The organism is Vibrio sp. 10N.239.312.C11 (genome assembly GCF_041466065.1).
In the GTDB taxonomy this organism is placed as follows: domain Bacteria; phylum Pseudomonadota; class Gammaproteobacteria; order Enterobacterales; family Vibrionaceae; genus Vibrio; species Vibrio tasmaniensis_A.
This window is the reverse complement of record NZ_JBFSRZ010000036.1, coordinates 19,134-35,428: the sequence shown is the minus strand read 5'-3', so window position 1 is coordinate 35,428 and position 16,295 is coordinate 19,134. Positions and strand designations below refer to the sequence as shown.

Here is a 16,295-nt window from a genome sequence, read left to right as displayed (position 1 = left end):
TTTTGTTACGGGGCTTTGAGAGCAAATTAGCTCATTGGTTTGATCATTTTTGTCAGCTTTTCGGCGATTTTAGAGACATCCTCGCCATCTTCCCCTACAAGGATCAAACTGCTGCCATCGATCGGTGTTACCGAGCCTGACATGCCTTTTTCATCAAAGTCGATAGACTTGTCAGTCGGAATGCCAGTTAAAAACAGCGTGACTTTGCCTTTTTCGCCTTGGAAAACCATGTGCATTGCGTTGGATTTGCCAAAACCACAGTGGTTCAGGTAATAGACGTGGTAAGGGAAGGCTTCATCAAACTGAAAAGCAAACGGGTTCATTTTTGCGTTGATTTGTTGAGATGATACATTTTCATCAAGTGCACTAACGAAGCTCTTTTCATCAACAACATGTTTCATTGCAGTATCCGCCAAGCTTGCTTGAGCTGGAGATACCAACGCGTTGCCCCAGTTGACTTGACCAACCAATAAACCTGCAACAAATGCCACAGAAGCAGCCATTGCCATCGCTCGTCGAGCAAACGTAGGCCTTACTACTTTGCTCTCTTCGCTTGAGGTCTGATTGAACAGGATACGATCTGCCAGATCGTCTGGTACATCCACATTCAATGCTGAATGGATCTGTTTATCAAGCGATAGTACATCGTCTAAGAAATTACTATTGGCTTCACTATTCGCTGCTGCATCAATAATGTCTTGTGTACGTTGCTTAGGTTCCGACAATACACGACGACGAAATTCCAAATCATCCATTATGTTGCCCCCTCTCTGCCTCTTCTGTATCCAGCATCTCTTTCAACTGATTTCGAGCTCTGAATAAACGTGTCATCACCGTATTTTTGTTAAGATCGAGAATATCGGCGATCTCATCACCACTAAAACCACCAATCACTTGTAAGAAGAGGGGTTCACGGTATTCGACTTCAAGTTTCATGATCTGCGCTTGCAACCATTGGTGTTGATGATGTGGGTCATCACTGATGCTAGCATCGTTACCATGATCGTCGATATCAACTAGATCAAATTGTTTCCGTTCAAAACGTCGAGCATTCTCGCGGCGCAAGATAGTAATCAGCCATGACTTTGCGGCTTTTTCATCTTGTAGGCTATCGAGTGACTTCCATGCACGAAGGCAGGTTTCTTGAACTAAATCTTCGGCAATGCTTTTGTCTTTGCATAGCCAATAGGCATAGCGAAAGAGGTCACGATGATAGGCGCGCACGAGTGCTTCGTATTTTCTTTGTTTGTCCATATCAGAGTTGACCGGACGCTTGGCTGTTTTCTTTCCAAACATTTTTATTATTGACACACGAGCCTCCATAATTGCTCTGCGTATAGCTGTCTTCTATACGTTGTGCTTCGTTATATATGCTGTTTCGTTTTTAGGGCTAACGTCGGCAGGAAGTCGTAAAATCACATTAAAATTGATCTACTTCAAAATTTAAGCCCTCGAAAACGCTATAGTACACCTTGTCGTCTAGTTAGTCATTCGTGGCTAGCATGTTGAGCAAGACGACACTTCCTTTTGAAGGCTGACTTTACTTTCTCCTAATCAGGAAACTGATTATTTCAATTGGCGTTAAGTTAATTGCTTTATATACATTCCGACCACACAGTTTTGTGTGGTTTTTTTTTGCCTTAAGAAAAACATCCCTTACATAGCGATAACAGCTTTGCTTGCAATAGTTTAGTATCTTACGACAACCTTTCCCTCAAAAAGGTTCGCCTGAATGTTCAGTTAGATTTTCAAGCAGTGGGATACTCGTATCACGTTTATTTAAACGCCTGTTTGATTTAATTAACAACTTGTTTACAATACTTCAGGTCAGACCTCTTAACCTTAAGGAGAAACCATGGGCAAACAGGAAGTCAAAACGCGTTCTGGAGAACGTGTTGCCGTTGTCGCTGGACTACGAACCCCATTCGCTCGTCAGAGCACAGAATTTAGCCAAGTGCCTGCGGTTGACCTAGGCAAAATGGTGGTGAGCGAAATGCTTGCAAGAACTGATGTCGATCCTGCGCTTATCGAACAAGTCGTGTTCGGCCAAGTAGTGCAAATGCCAGAAGCACCGAACATTGCACGTGAAATCGTGCTGGGTACAGGTATGGACATTAATACTGATGCCTACAGTGTGACGCGAGCATGTGCGACTAGCTTCCAAGCTGCAGTCAACGTGACCGAGAGCATTATGGCTGGCACGATTGATGTTGGTATTGCGGGCGGCGCGGATTCTTCTTCTGTATTGCCAATCGGTGTTTCGAAAAAGTTAGCGGCGAACTTATTAGCACTGAGTAAAACGAAAACCATAGGTCAAAAACTGAAGATTCTTAAAACATTTTCAGTCAAAGATTTGATGCCAGTACCACCAGCAGTCGCAGAATACTCGACAGGTTTGTCTATGGGACAAACTGCTGAGCAGATGGCTAAGACACATGGTATTACTCGCGAAGCTCAAGATGCACTTGCTCACCGTTCTCACTCTTTGGCTTCTCAAGCATGGAAAGAAGGCAAGATTAAAGACGAAGTGATGACGGCATTCCCCGCGCCTTATAAAAAGTACCTAGCAGAAGACAACAACATTCGCCACGACTCGACGGTTGAAGGTTACGCTAAATTGCGCCCTGCATTCGACAGACAATACGGCAGTGTAACGGCAGCCAATGCCACGCCTCTTACCGATGGCGGTGCCGCAGTGATGTTGATGCGCGAAGGAAAAGCGAAAGAGCTAGGCTTAGAAGTGCTTGGTTACATTCGTGGTTACGCGTTCTCAGCGATTGGTGTTGAAACGGATATGCTGATGGGGCCGACGTACGCGACCTCTCAAGTATTGAAGAACACAGGACTAGAATTATCAGACCTAACACTTATCGAGATGCACGAAGCGTTTGCAGCTCAAGTTCTGGCTAACGTCAAAATGTTCGCAAGCGATGAATTTGCTCAGAAGAATCTTGGCCGTGACAAAGCGATCGGTGAGATTGATATGGAGAAGTTCAACGTGCTGGGTAGCTCAATTGCTTACGGACACCCGTTTGCAGCGACTGGCTCGCGTATGATGACTCAAACACTGCGTGAACTTAAACGTCGTGGTGGTGGCCTAGCATTGAATACTGCTTGTGCGGCTGGTGGCTTAGGTGCAGCAATGATCTTGGAGGTGGAATAATGTCTACGACTCTTGATGTGAAAAAAGAAAAGAAAGCAGTCAAAAAAACGGATTCAAAGCCAGTGACTGTATCTAAAAGTGACAAGACGGTTTCAAACGATGAAGCCGTAAAACTGGCGACCGCGTTTTCTTTAACTATCGATGACCAAGATATTGCATGGCTTGCGATCGATGTACCAAACGAAAAAATGAACACGCTACAAGCGGCGTTTGCCGAAGAAATGAAAGCAATCTTCGAGCAGTTGAAGGAAAAGCAAAGCCGAGTTAAAGGCTTAATCGTTCATTCATTGAAGCCAGATAATTTTATTGCTGGCGCTGATGTTCGAATGCTTGATGCCTGCAAAACGGCTGATGAAGCACAATCTCTCGCTCGTCAGGGGCAAGAGATGTTCCAAGCGCTTTCTGATTTGCCTTATCCTGTTGTTGCAGCGATTCACGGCCCATGTTTAGGTGGTGGCTTAGAGCTGGCACTATCGTGTGATTACCGCGTATGTACTGATTCAGATAAGACTCGCTTAGGTCTGCCAGAAGTCCAACTTGGTCTGTTACCAGGATCTGGTGGTACGCAACGTCTTCCTCGTCTTATCGGTTTACTGCCTTCTCTTGACCTTATTCTTACGGGTAAGCAACTGCGCGCTAAAAAAGCGAAATCGCTAGGTGTCGTGGATGCTTGTGTGCCAGAAACTATCTTGCTGGAAGTGGCTAAGAGCTTTGTTGAAAAGAACTCAGGCGGGAAAAAAGGTAAGCGCTTGGCGTCTAAAAGCCAAGCTTCGGCCAAAGAAAAACTAATTTCACGTACGGGTCTTGGTCGCAAGGTTATTTTTGAACAGGCTTCAAAGAAGACCAATCAGAAAACACGCGGTAATTACCCAGCCGCTGATGCGATTCTTGATGTGATTCGTTATGGCTTAGAGAACGGCTTTGATAAAGGTCTTCAGTACGAAGCGAAGCGTTTCTCTGAACTGGTAATGACTTCCGAATCTAAAGCCCTTCGTTCGATTTTCTTTGCAACGACTGAAATGAAAAAAGAACACGGAGCAGACGCAGAACCGAAAGCGGTTAAGCGTGTTGGTGTGCTAGGTGGCGGTCTAATGGGCGCTGGTATCAGCCACGTCAGTGTTGCTAAAGCGAAAGTACCGGTTCGTATTAAAGATGTATCTAATGAAGGTGTGCTCAATGCGCTTAACTACAACTACAAGTTGTTCGATAAGCAGCGTAAACGTCGTATTCTGAGCCGAGCTGGCCTTGAAAGTAAGATGCTTCAGCTTTCTGGTGGTATCGACTTTACAAGCTTTAACCATACTGATGTTGTGATTGAAGCGGTATTTGAAGATCTCGACCTTAAGCAATCAATGGTTGCAGACATTGAAGCCAATGCCAAGTCAGAGACTATCTTTGCGACCAACACGTCTTCACTGCCAATCCATAAGATTGCAGAGAAGGCGCAGCGACCAGAAAACGTAGTCGGTCTTCACTACTTCAGCCCAGCAGAAAAAATGCCACTGGTTGAAGTTATTCCTCATGAAACAACGTCAGAAGAGACGATTTCGACGGTTGTTGCATTAGCGAAGAAGCAAGGTAAAACACCGATTGTTGTTAAAGATACGGCTGGCTTCTACGTAAACCGTATTCTTGCTCCATACATGAATGAAGCTGCGCATCTGTTATTGGCAAATGAGCCGATTGAAAAGCTCGACAGCACGTTGCTGGACTTTGGTTTCCCGGTTGGCCCAATTACTTTGTTAGACGAAGTCGGTGTTGATATCGGTGCGAAGATCATCCCGATTCTAGTTAATGAATTAGGCGAACGTTTCCAAGGCCCTGATGTGTTCGACATTCTTTTGAATGACAACCGTAAAGGCCGTAAGAGTGGCAAAGGTTTCTACACTTACAAAGGTAAGAAGAAGGAAGTCGATAAGTCAGTTTACAAACTGCTTAAGCTGCAACCTGAACCTAAGCTAAGCGATAACGACATCGTAATGCGTTGTGTGTTACCGATGCTCAACGAAGCGGTTCGTTGTTTGGATGATGGCATTATCCGTAGCCCGCGAGATGGCGATATTGGTGCTATTTTCGGTATCGGTTTCCCGCCATTCCTAGGTGGTCCGTTCCGTTATATGGATCAAGTGGGTATTAAGTCATTGGTCGAAATGATGAACGACTTCGCTAAGAAGTACGGTGATCGTTTTGCGCCATGCGATGGCCTACTGACACGTGCTGGGTTAGATGAGTCTTTCTACAAGTAACTATTTCTATTAGTAATTTTCTAGCACTTTGATTATAAAGCCCGTATCAAGCAATTGATGCGGGCTTCATTTTTATGGGAGTATTCGAGAGGCAGGAGATTCCCGATTCAGTCGCTCCTCCTTCTCGGGAATGACGATAGAGATGTAACAAGTAAGCTCTTGTGTTGATTAGGAAGGTGGTCAACACACCTCAATCAAACTACCGTCATCTCCTAAAGCGACGAAGGAGCGTAATAGGAGATCTGCTCTTGTGCTGCATTCAATAAAAAAGGTTGATGCTTTCACATCAACCTTCTGATCTTTTTACTAAGAACGACTAACCAAGCTCACAGTCTTTAGGACGCAACTGAAACTCATCAATTGAGCCTATCTCAACACCTGCCGACAACTTCTCTTCTTCATTATGAGCATTGCCGTGGGCATGCATAATCAGACGATTCGCTGTACGAGGTTTTAGTTGGCTAACTACAAAGCGCATCATGTCTGAGCGAGTCAGACCTTTGAGCTCTTCTAACACGCGATCCCTCTGATTGAATTCCAAATCCTTATTGCCTATCGCAACCCATAAGCGTTGAGCGCGACCACGCAAGGTGGTATCTGGCGTTGAAATTTGATTCCAAAGACCGCGTTTACTGCTGTGCCATTGATAGTCGTTAAGCTCTAGCAATACCATGTAAAAGGCATTGAGGAACTCGTCTATTGAAGCCAACAGATCTGCAGGGGCTGCATTAGGCGATTGCACATACAACACAATACCTGGGTGTCGGTTAAGCGGCATATTACCAGTGCCGACCATATAACCTAGCTGCTGCTTGGTACGAATCTCGTGGAAGAAAGTGGCTGACATCAAGTGGTTGGCCAATGAATACAGCGCAATATTTGTAGGTGATATATCTGAACATTGGTAGTAAACCACGATGGCTGAATCATCTTGATTACACACCACTTCGCGTTGGAAACTACCGTTATCACCCAGCATGATTAAAGGGCGCAGTGACTCTTCGTAAGCCTGATCTTGAACACGCAATGCATCTTTTAGCGTTTCAGCCATCTTGTTCGCATCGGCTTTTTTCCAGTCACCATACACAAACATTTCGACATGCAGTTCGGCCAAAATAGCTTGAACAAAAGAAGAAAGCTCGTCGACTTCTATTGTTTCCAGCGCTTCAATTAAAACGGAATAGGGCGGGTTATTTGGCTGTAAGATTCCCGTCATCGCATTGAATAGCTGCGAGATAGGACGGTCTTGCGATGCGTTATTCCAGTTTCTGAGCAATTGATGCTTAATCGTTTCGAATCGTGTTGAACTAAAGTCGCGTGCTTGGAAACGTTCAAGAATCATATTGAGCAGCTGTGGCTGTTTTTCGCTAAATCCAGACAGAGTAAGTGTGACACCACCTTGATGGGTATACATGTTGTAGCCCATGCCAGCAATCTCAGCTTGATACGTATCTTTTTCAAGCGAGTCTAAGAACATCTCTACACACAAGCGTGTTTTAACGATGTTTCTCGGGGTGGCAACTGAGTGTGGGCTATCTATAGCGATATACACCACACCTTTAGGAACTCTAAATTGATGGTCTTGGAGGTGCCATAACTTAAAGCCGTCCAGCTCTTCTAACAGTTGTGGGTGCTTAGCGTTACCTTCGAGTTCAGCAGGGTCTAAGTCGTAGCAAATAAACGGGTTTTTGCTTGGGAGCTCAAACTGCCAGCCGGGGTTGATGCATGTAAAGCATTGAATTTGCTCAGCGCTAAATGGTGTGAGCGAATAGGGCGTAAAGTACCATTTCGCTTCTCTGTCATATTCGAACCCTTGAGCAACAACGGTGACCCGCATGTTGTCGACGGTTAAGTAAGGAAGCAGAGAACGTTGTAACTCTTCGTCGAAGTGCGACATTTTGTAATCGCCATACACCACATCTTGCTCTCGGTAATGCTGCATGTTGATAACGAGATGGCTGACGACATCAAGTGGTCTTGAGGGCTCTTGAAAGCGGAAGGCTGATTCCAAAACAGCCCGTTTTTCGAGGTAACGCCACTCTTCAATACCTTGTTGTTCAATCAACTTAATGTACTGAAACACCGCTTGGATGATGTTATCGGTTTTGGTTAAACCTTCGATGGTTAATGAGCAACTGACTGTGAAATCACGATAGTTACTGCCACTTGCGCCGCCACCGGCCGAGAGGGAAGTAATCCAGCCTTTCTCTTTGAGTTGCATCATCAAACTGCCTTCGCCTTCGTAACCGATAAGGTGTGCAAAGAACGATAATGGTTTAATACCGTAGTGTTCATCCATGCTTGGCATTGGGAAGGTTAAGATAAGTTTGCGCACTTCTTTGATCGGTTTTACGTGTACTTGTACCCCCGTGCTTAATTCGCCAACAATCGGTACTTCAACCTTCTTGCCTTGTAGTTTGTGGTTGGTAATCGAGCTAAAACGCTCCTCAACCCAACTTTGCATCTCGTCTAATGATTGATTGCCAGACAGTGTCAATGTCATTAAGTCTGAAGAGTACTGCTGCTGGTGGAAAGCCAAGATCTCTTGTCGAATCGTCTCGCCGTTTCGGTCACCCAACGTATCGATATTACCGACAGAAAACTTCGAGAATGGGTGATTGTTATTCACCAGCTCTTTGGTCACTTGGTACAAGCGCCGCGAGTCGTCGTTGAGTTTCATTTTATACTCTGAATCAACGGCTTGACGTTCTTTGTCTAAGGCTTCTTCGTTGAACAGGGGGGCAGTAAAAAATTGGCTGAAGCGATCGAGTGCATTTTCAAAGGCATTCAATTCAACATCAAAAAAGAAGCAGGTGTGTTCGGTTCCTGTCCAAGCGTTGTTGCTACCGCCATGCTGGCTGATAAAACTTTGGAACTCTCCGACCTTTGGATACTTTTCAGTTCCCAAAAATAGCATATGCTCTAAGTAGTGAGCTAAACCCTCTCGGTCTGTAGGGTCATCAAAATGCCCGACATTAACGGCGAGTGCGGCTGCAGCTTTTTGAGCGTTCTGATCGTGAACTAACAGTACTCTCAACCCGTTATCTAATGTTACGTAACGGTATTGATGTTCATCATTAGGGCTTAAATGCACAGATGCATCTCCAGAGAAGGTGGTTTTTAAATTATGTACGCGATGATTTAAGGTGCAAACCTCGCGATCATATTTTGGGATATGAAGTGCTTTTTGGCGACTTCTAAATCACTTTTATCGATTTTTATCAGTGATTTATTTTCTTTTAATAAGATTGTTAAGAAAGTCGAACTCTTTAGCAAGTGACTTGATATAATTATTTATATAGACTGCGGTTTCTCTAGTTTGAGAGCCAAACGCTAAGTAGCGTATCGCTGATATGGGATATATCGACTTTCGAAATGTTACGTAGACAGGACTGAACATGAAAATATTCATAATGCGCCACGGTGAAGCAGAACATTTTGCTAACTCGGATGCAGAACGTGCGTTAACGAAGCGCGGTAAAATGGCGTCTCTTGCGGTAGCTCAAGCTGCAAATGAGCAAGGGTTTAGCCAGTTCGATAAAGTGCTTGTGAGCCCATACTTGAGGGCACAAGAAACGTGGTTAGAAATCTCTCAAGCGTTTTCTGGAAAGAAAGTAGAAACCTGTGATGACATTACGCCTTACGGAATGTCTGACGATGTGTTTGATTTGACCATAGCAATGGCTGAAGTAGAAAAGCTAGAGACCATTTTATTTGTTTCTCATTTACCTCTAGTGGGCTATTTAACGGCTGAATTTGCGACGGGCATGGCGCCACCTATGTTCCCAACCTCAGGGCTAGCGTGTATTGAATTCGACCTTGAAAAACAAAAAGGCGAGTTGCTTTGGAACATTAATCCATAGCTGAGACCGTTTTCTCAAGATAAATAAAAGGGCACCTCATGATTATTGAGATGCCCTTTGTTGTTTCTAACGGACTATTTTTACCTAACGATAAGATGCTGGACTTACTTTTTAGAATAAAGAGCAAGTCGATGGCTATTTATCTGGGATAGCAAGTAAAACCAGTAGCGCTCCATGGCCGCCAAACTCTAAAGGCGCTTGGTGAAAGGCCATTACGTCTGGGTGCTGTGCTAACCACAAAGGCACTTTCTGTTTAAGGATGTGTTTACCAATGCCGTGCTGTACACAGGCACAAGCTACGCTCTCTTTCACGCAGTGCGCAATCATCGCGCCAAGTTCACGTTTGGCTTCTTGTTGAGTCATACCGTGCATATCAAGATACACATCAGGTACGTAGACACCACGACGTAAGCGCTTCACCTCATACTTAGAGACATCATCACGCGCATAACGTGTTGGGCCTTCTTCGCTAAGATGCGGAATGAACTCATCCGAGAAATAAAACTCGCTATCACTGGCTTGTCTTGCCGTTCGAGTAATTTCTTTTTGCTTGGCATTTCTTTTTGGCTGCTGGACTATGGTATCCTGTTGCAACTTTTTAACGCCCTTTACTGCATCGTTGAACAGGGCGAAATCGTCATCGAAGTCGGTGTCTTTTTTGCTCATCAGGTTATGAATTCTAATTAGAAACGTAATTAGCAGTATTGTAGCGCTTTTCGGAGACAATTTTGGATAAGATTTTTGTAGAAGAAGCGGTATCAGAACTACACACGCTTCAAGATGTGATTCGTTGGACTGTTAGTCGCTTTAACGCAGCGGGCCTATTTTATGGTCACGGCACTGATAACGCGTGGGATGAGGCGGTGCAACTAATTTTACCTACTCTTTATCTACCGATTGATGTTCCTTCGCATGTGATGAACTCTCGTCTAACAAGTAGCGAACGTCTGCGTATTGTTGAGCGCGTGATCAAGCGTATCAATGAGCGTACACCAACGGCTTACTTAACCAATAAAGCTTGGTTCTGTGGCCTTGAGTTCTTCGTTGATGAGCGCGTTCTTGTGCCTCGCTCTCCAATTGGTGAGCTGATCGAAGCTCAATTCCAACCTTGGTTAATTGAAGAGCCAACTCGCATCATGGATATGTGTACAGGTAGTGGTTGTATTGCTATTGCTTGTGCTCATGCATTCCCTGACGCAGAAGTAGATGCGATTGATATCTCTACAGATGCATTGCAAGTTGCAGAGCAGAACGTCCAAGATCACGGCATGGAGCAGCAAGTGTTCCCAATCCGTTCAGATCTTTTCCGTGACTTGCCAAAAGAGAAATACAACCTGATCGTATCTAACCCACCTTACGTGGATGAAGAAGATATGAACAGCCTGCCAGATGAGTTTACTCACGAGCCAGAACTTGGCCTAGCAGCGGGTACAGACGGTCTGAAATTGGTTCGTCGTATCTTAGCTAACGCACCTGACTACCTAACTGACGACGGTATTCTTATCTGTGAAGTGGGCAACTCAATGGTTCACATGATGGATCAGTACCCAGAGATTCCATTCACTTGGATTGAATTCTCTAACGGTGGTCATGGCGTATTCATGATCACTCGTGAGCAGCTTGTTGCTTGCGCGGATGAGTTCTCTATCTACAAAGACTAGGTTACTGTTAGTCGTTAGCTTAGGGATTTGGCTTAGAGATTTAGCTTAGAGGTTAGGCTGGAAACTTAAGGTTAGAACCTGATAAGACGTTCTATTTGAAACGTTTGAATTTAAACGCCATGCAGTAATGCATGGCGTTTTTTATTGCCGAAATTTAATGGATAAGTAAGCAACACAGAGTGAACGTGCTCAATATTTAGTTGCTTAATATGAATAGCTACCACATATTGGTGCTCAATATTTAGTCGTTTTAGTGAGTTAAGGAGAATTCGCGATGACCTTTGATACATGGATTTATTATTTGCTAGCGGTGTTGATCTTAACGGCATCACCAGGGCCAAGCTCTTTGTTGTGCATGACTAAGGGTGTGCAATCTGGCTTTAAGTTATCGATATTTACCGCATTGGGTAGCGTGACTGCCATTACCGGAATCCTTACGTTATCTTTTACCGGTTTAGGGGTGATCATTGCTTCGTCAGAAGTGGTGTTTAATATCATTAAGTGGACGGGGGCTGCTTACCTTATTTATCTCGGTTGGAAGTCGTTACGATCGAGTCAGCAAGATTACGACAAGTTATCGAATCAACAAGCAGGCTCTCAACCTGTTAAAGAAAGCGCTGCACAACATTATGTCAGTGGCTTTATTGTTGGTGCGAGTAACCCAAAAGCTATCCTGTTTTTTACCGCACTTTTTCCTCAGTTTATTGACCCATCGATAGCGCTATTTCCTCAATTTTTGGTGTTCGCTTTGACCTTCGTTGTGATGGAGTTGTCTTGGTTACTGGTTTATGCCTACCTAGGTGCGAAATCATCAAATTGGTTGTTTGCTAAAGGTAGAGCCAAGGTTTTTAATCGTGTGACTGGTGGTGTCTTTATCGGTGCTGGGGCGCTGCTTTCTACTACAAGCAGAGCGTAATTTTCAATTTATCAAAGGCCTGAATAGTTACAGAAAATTATTCAGGCTGTAATAAAAGGTTAATATTAATGTGCTTGCTGATATCGGCATAAAGTCGATATATTGGTGTTACACCATCACATTCTCAGGAGAGATATATGCAGCATCAAGAAATGATTCAACACAGTAATTTTGGCGTAATCAGTCGTACTTGGATTTTCTCTACCCTTTCTCTTCTGGGTATTCTTGCTCTAATGTAGTCAGCTTCATGGCTCTATATTTTCAGTTTTATTATGAATATACTTTTCAAAAAGTCTTCAAAGTTAGAACTCTTACACTCGTAAATGTGGCTCTTCTCATCAGGCTAGCCACTTAACCTTTTCTTAGCTGTACCTTCCTCTCAGTAACCTTTTTCTCTGAATAATCTCTTTGTCTCATTAACCCCTTTATCTCAATAGACTCACTGCATAACCTGATCTGAAGTTGTTATCAAACTGTGATAATCTTAAGTTATCTTTTATCTACAGTGTATCTCTCATGTCTGTCTGGGATTCTATTTCATTTAACAATCGATTTACTGCATTACCTCGACTGTTCTATACCCCAATTCAACCTACACCGCTCAGCAATGTCCAATGGCTCGCATGGAACCATAAGCTTGCGAATGAACTCGGATTTCCGCTATTTGAAGGTGCCTCAGAGGAATTGCTTGAGACGTTATCTGGCAATGTTGAGCCTGAGCAGTTTTCGCCTATAGCAATGAAATACGCAGGCCATCAGTTTGGCTCTTATAACCCTGATTTAGGTGATGGAAGAGGGCTGTTATTAGCTCAAGTTGTCGCGAAAAGCGGTGAAACGTTCGATTTACACCTTAAAGGTGCGGGTAAAACTCCATATTCTCGTATGGGCGATGGACGTGCAGTTATTCGATCAACGGTTCGTGAGTACTTATGTAGTGAAGCGATGGCAGGGCTTAATATTCCAACCACTCGCGCGTTGGCGATGATGACCAGCGATACACCCGTATATCGAGAGAAGCAAGAGTGGGGCGCATTGCTGGTGCGTGCTGCTGAGTCACACATCCGTTTCGGTCACTTTGAACATCTGTTTTATACCAATCAGTTGGCTGAGCATAAATTATTGGCCGACAAAGTCATTGAGTGGCACTTCCCAGAGTGTCTCGATGAAGAAAAGCCATACGCTGCCATGTTTAATCAGATTGTTGATCGCACTGCGGAAATGGTCGCGCTGTGGCAAGCGAATGGTTTTGCTCACGGAGTCATGAACACCGATAACATGTCGATCATAGGGCAAACCTTCGATTATGGCCCGTTCGCCTTCTTAGATGAATATGACCCTCGCTTGATCTGTAATCACTCCGACTATCAAGGTCGTTATGCCTTTAATCAGCAGCCTAGAATTGGATTATGGAATTTGTCGGCACTGGCTCATTCTCTTTCGCCGCTGGTGGATAAAGCCGATTTAGAGGCCGCGTTAGAACAGTACGAACCACAAATGAACGGTTATTTCAGTCAGCTGATGCGCCGTAAGTTAGGATTGCTTTCGAAACACGAAGGTGACAGTCGCTTGTTTGAATCGTTGTTCGAGCTGATGTCGCAAAACAAAGTCGATTACCCAAGATTCTTTAGAACGCTATCGAACCTAGATACATTGCTGCCGCAAGACGTGATTGATTTGGTTATCGACCGCGAGGCCGCAAAGCTATGGGTGGATAACTACTTGCAACGCTGTGAATTGGAAGAGAGTTCAGTGGCCGAGCGCTGTGAAAAGATGCGACAAGTAAACCCGAAATACATCCTCAGAAACTACCTAGCCCAGCTTGCGATAGGTAAAGCTGAGCGCGGTGATAGCAGCGATATTGATGCACTAATGGTGGTGCTGGCAGACCCTTATGCGGAACATCCTGACTACGAACATCTTGCTGCCTTGCCGCCTGAGTGGGGCAAAGCCATGGAAATCAGCTGTTCCTCTTAACCCTCTATGATTCTTTGAGTCGCTAAGTACAGGTAGAGGTCACTAAGATGTGATCTTTATCTGTTTGTTCGTCTAACTTTACAAACATGTCAATAATCAAATAATCGGCCAGCCTATACACTATGTGAATAAGTTGTAAATTTAATAGGTTTGGGCGATGCCAACAAATACTCGAATTCTCGTGGTGGATGATGATCAAGAAATCTGCGAGCTGCTGGAAGAGTACCTCACAAAATCGGGTTTCGATGTTTCTTCGGTGGGAGATGGTGTTGAACTCGAAACTCATCTGCAAAACAATGGTTATCCAGACCTGATTCTGCTTGATGTGATGCTACCCGGTGACGACGGTTTTACCTTGTGTCAGCGAGTCCGAAAACAATCCAATGTGCCTATCATTATGTTGACAGCGGTATCGGATGAAACCGATCAGATTATCGGCTTAGAAATTGGTGCAGATGATTACATCGCGAAGCCGTTTAGCCCTCGTCAGTTAATGGCTCGAATCAAAGCGCTATTACGCCGTGTTCAAGTGGTGGACGACAAGCCAAGTGATGCACTGCCAAAGCAGATTATTTTTGGTGATTGGACGCTCGATACGCTCGCGCACCGAATCTATCACAACGAAAATTCAGAAGAGATGGACTTGTCGGGCAGTGACTTTTCTTTGTTGATGTTGTTCTTAACTCGTCCTAACGAAGTTCTCGACCGTGACACAATATCTTTCGCTACCAGAGGCCGTGAAGCGCTGCCTTTTGAACGTGGCATTGACGTACAGCTTAGCCGCCTGAGAAGCCGACTGGGCGACAGTGGTAAATATCCTCACTACATCAAAACCATGCGCGGTAATGGCTACATTCTTGCTGTGCCGGTTCAGTATGAACACTAAGCATGACCTACTGTTAATCAAGTAACGCAAATAAAGTATTTCCAATGAAGTATTCTGGATGAAATATCTCGTATGAACTGGATGAGTTGGTTGAAACCAAATTCGTTAGTCGCAAGAACCTTATTGTTGACCCTGTTAGCCGTGGTAATAGCTCAGGGCATCGCAACGTCTATATGGTATAGCGAATCAAAACACAAAGAGCTGGAAGGGATTCGTTCTGCTTCGTCGAGTATGGCGAACATGTTTGCTTCAACGGTGACTTTTTTTCAATCTCTACCCGTTAAATATCGTCATATCGTGTTGGATCAAATCCGCAATATGGGTGGTACGCGTTTCTTTGTTTCTTTCAATAAAGAGGCTTTGATTGTCGAACCGATCCCGGATACCCGACTAAAAACCGCATCGATAGAAGCGATAGAAAGTGTTTTAAGTAGCAAGCTCAATAAAGTCGAATCAGTTCGGGTGGATTTCTCTCGCCCTGAACATCTTCGCTTGCTTAAAAATGACATCTACTTGAGCGATCTCCCGCGATCGTGGGCACATCATACTTTAACGTTAGAGCCTCTTAATCCGCCAATTCTGGTTGTTCAAATAGAATTAACCAGCCACGAATGGGTTTATATCGCTGCGTTGTTGCCAGCGCCATATGTAAAACTCGACGATACGATTCTCGGTCGTGAGCAAGTAATTTTCTTAGTTTCCTCGACACTCATTCTATTGGTTTTGACTTATTTGATGATTCGTCGTCAAGTACGTCCTCTTAAAAAGTTAGCAAGAGCGGCTAATGAGATGAGCATGGATATTCAGCAGCCTCCGCTAAACGAAGAAGGGGCGACTGAACTGGTCACCGCAACCCGAGCCTTTAATCGCATGCAGCAACGGATTCGTCGCTATGTTGCCGACCGAGAGCACCTTTTTTCTGCGATCTCCCATGACTTAAAGACACCAATCACACGTCTAAGATTGCGTGCAGAGTTGTTGGAGAGTGAAGTAAAGAAAGACAAATTTAATAAAGATCTCGATGAGCTTGAGATGATGGTTAAAGGTGCTTTGCAAGCAGTAAGAGACACCGATCTACACGAGAATAATGCCATTATTGACCTCAACGAAATGGTACTTTCTGTGATTGAATCTCATAACCAGTACCAAACGAAGGTAGAGTTCGAGCCAGTCGTCATTGAGCCATTAGTCGCGAAACCACTGGCGATTAAGCGTGTACTGACCAACTTAATTGACAACGCGGTTAAGTATGGTTCATCAGCTGTCGTGGAAGTTAGTGGTGATGAGCTTTGGGTTGTCGTGACTATTCAAGACCGTGGGAATGGCATTCCTGAAGACAAGTTAGAGATGGTTTTTGAACCCTATTTTAGGCTAGCAACGGATGATCAAGGACACGGACTTGGCCTCGGGATCTGCCGAAATATCCTGCACGGACACGGTGGAGATCTCATTATTCGCAACTCCTCTCAAGGTGGCTTGGAAGTCAAAGTCTATATCCCAACAGGCTTAGAAGTGTAGTGTAACAATCCTGTTACATTGGGCTTACCTTTTGTTTCAATCTTATCAGTCAGAATAAGTAGACTCTT

At 44.3% G+C, this 16,295-nt stretch carries 12 protein-coding genes; 8 read left to right on the top strand and 4 right to left on the bottom strand.

Translation table 11 applies throughout. The features are described 5' to 3' along the window. Positions 1–26: 26 nt before the first annotated feature. Positions 27–755, bottom strand: coding sequence for a DUF3379 domain-containing protein (locus AB6D07_RS15455; protein ID WP_017104011.1), 729 nt, complete (start codon positions 753–755; stop codon positions 27–29). Continuing rightward, entirely contained in the window at positions 748–1,296 is a 549-nt protein-coding gene (locus AB6D07_RS15450; protein ID WP_029223118.1) for a sigma-70 family RNA polymerase sigma factor, read from the bottom strand. The genes AB6D07_RS15455 and AB6D07_RS15450 overlap by 8 nt, the downstream gene beginning before the upstream one ends. 559 nt (positions 1,297–1,855) lie before the next feature. Here AB6D07_RS15450 and fadI point away from each other — a divergent pair. Beyond that, on the top strand, positions 1,856–3,163 hold the full coding sequence (gene fadI / locus AB6D07_RS15445) for an acetyl-CoA C-acyltransferase FadI (protein ID WP_017104013.1): 1,308 nt from the start codon (positions 1,856–1,858) through the stop codon (positions 3,161–3,163). Continuing rightward, positions 3,163–5,409 (top strand): fatty acid oxidation complex subunit alpha FadJ, encoded by a 2,247-nt coding sequence (fadJ, locus tag AB6D07_RS15440; protein ID WP_017104014.1) that lies wholly within the window; start codon positions 3,163–3,165, stop codon positions 5,407–5,409. Before fadI ends, fadJ begins: the two co-directional genes overlap by 1 nt. Positions 5,410–5,725: 316 nt before the next feature. On the opposite strand, the gene AB6D07_RS15435 is transcribed toward fadJ, so the two are convergent. Continuing rightward, positions 5,726–8,503: an insulinase family protein gene (locus tag AB6D07_RS15435; RefSeq protein ID WP_017104015.1), complete on the bottom strand. Its 2,778-nt coding sequence runs from the start codon at positions 8,501–8,503 to the stop codon at positions 5,726–5,728. A gap of 304 nt (positions 8,504–8,807) precedes the next feature. On the opposite strand from AB6D07_RS15435, the gene sixA reads away from it, so the two are divergent. Then, positions 8,808–9,272 (top strand): phosphohistidine phosphatase SixA, encoded by a 465-nt coding sequence (gene sixA, locus AB6D07_RS15430; protein WP_012603460.1) that lies wholly within the window; start codon positions 8,808–8,810, stop codon positions 9,270–9,272. Between the two features lie 135 nt (positions 9,273–9,407). Here sixA and smrB read toward each other — a convergent pair whose 3' ends face one another. Beyond that, a complete protein-coding gene (gene smrB / locus AB6D07_RS15425) occupies positions 9,408–9,938 on the bottom strand; it encodes an endonuclease SmrB (protein ID WP_009848510.1) in 531 nt (176 codons plus the stop codon). Between the two features lie 62 nt (positions 9,939–10,000). Here smrB and prmB point away from each other — a divergent pair, with 62 nt between their 5' ends. The 5 genes from prmB (at position 10,001) to AB6D07_RS15400 (ending at position 16,227) form a co-directional block, all read left to right on the top strand. Continuing rightward, the gene (gene prmB, locus AB6D07_RS15420) at positions 10,001–10,933 is read left to right on the top strand and encodes a 50S ribosomal protein L3 N(5)-glutamine methyltransferase (protein WP_009848509.1); all 933 of its coding nucleotides are present in this window, start codon (positions 10,001–10,003) and stop codon (positions 10,931–10,933) included. Between the two features lie 274 nt (positions 10,934–11,207). Continuing rightward, complete coding sequence (locus AB6D07_RS15415) at positions 11,208–11,849, top strand: LysE family translocator (protein WP_009848508.1); 642 nt, start codon at positions 11,208–11,210, stop codon at positions 11,847–11,849. 516 nt (positions 11,850–12,365) lie between these two features. After that, positions 12,366–13,823: a protein adenylyltransferase SelO gene (locus AB6D07_RS15410; RefSeq protein WP_017104016.1), complete on the top strand. Its 1,458-nt coding sequence runs from the start codon at positions 12,366–12,368 to the stop codon at positions 13,821–13,823. Between the two features lie 157 nt (positions 13,824–13,980). Then, on the top strand, positions 13,981–14,709 hold the full coding sequence (locus tag AB6D07_RS15405; RefSeq protein WP_017104017.1) for a response regulator: 729 nt from the start codon (positions 13,981–13,983) through the stop codon (positions 14,707–14,709). Between the two features lie 72 nt (positions 14,710–14,781). Continuing rightward, on the top strand, positions 14,782–16,227 hold the full coding sequence (locus AB6D07_RS15400) for an ATP-binding protein (protein ID WP_017104018.1): 1,446 nt from the start codon (positions 14,782–14,784) through the stop codon (positions 16,225–16,227). Positions 16,228–16,295: the final 68 nt, after the last annotated feature.

What these genes read in the sequence shown, in the direction of transcription:
- fadI (WP_017104013.1), top strand. Translation starts at nt 1,856, where the DNA reads ATGGGCAAACAGGAAGTCAAAACGCGTTCTGGAGAACGTGTTGCCGTT.
- AB6D07_RS15450 (WP_029223118.1), bottom strand. Translation starts at nt 1,296, where the DNA reads ATGTTTGGAAAGAAAACAGCCAAGCGTCCGGTCAACTCTGATATGGAC.
- AB6D07_RS15410 (WP_017104016.1), top strand. Translation starts at nt 12,366, where the DNA reads ATGTCTGTCTGGGATTCTATTTCATTTAACAATCGATTTACTGCATTA.
- AB6D07_RS15455 (WP_017104011.1), bottom strand. Translation starts at nt 755, where the DNA reads ATGGATGATTTGGAATTTCGTCGTCGTGTATTGTCGGAACCTAAGCAA.
- fadJ (WP_017104014.1), top strand. Translation starts at nt 3,163, where the DNA reads ATGTCTACGACTCTTGATGTGAAAAAAGAAAAGAAAGCAGTCAAAAAA.
- AB6D07_RS15415 (WP_009848508.1), top strand. Translation starts at nt 11,208, where the DNA reads ATGACCTTTGATACATGGATTTATTATTTGCTAGCGGTGTTGATCTTA.
- AB6D07_RS15405 (WP_017104017.1), top strand. Translation starts at nt 13,981, where the DNA reads ATGCCAACAAATACTCGAATTCTCGTGGTGGATGATGATCAAGAAATC.
- smrB (WP_009848510.1), bottom strand. Translation starts at nt 9,938, where the DNA reads ATGAGCAAAAAAGACACCGACTTCGATGACGATTTCGCCCTGTTCAAC.
- sixA (WP_012603460.1), top strand. Translation starts at nt 8,808, where the DNA reads ATGAAAATATTCATAATGCGCCACGGTGAAGCAGAACATTTTGCTAAC.
- AB6D07_RS15400 (WP_017104018.1), top strand. Translation starts at nt 14,782, where the DNA reads ATGAACTGGATGAGTTGGTTGAAACCAAATTCGTTAGTCGCAAGAACC.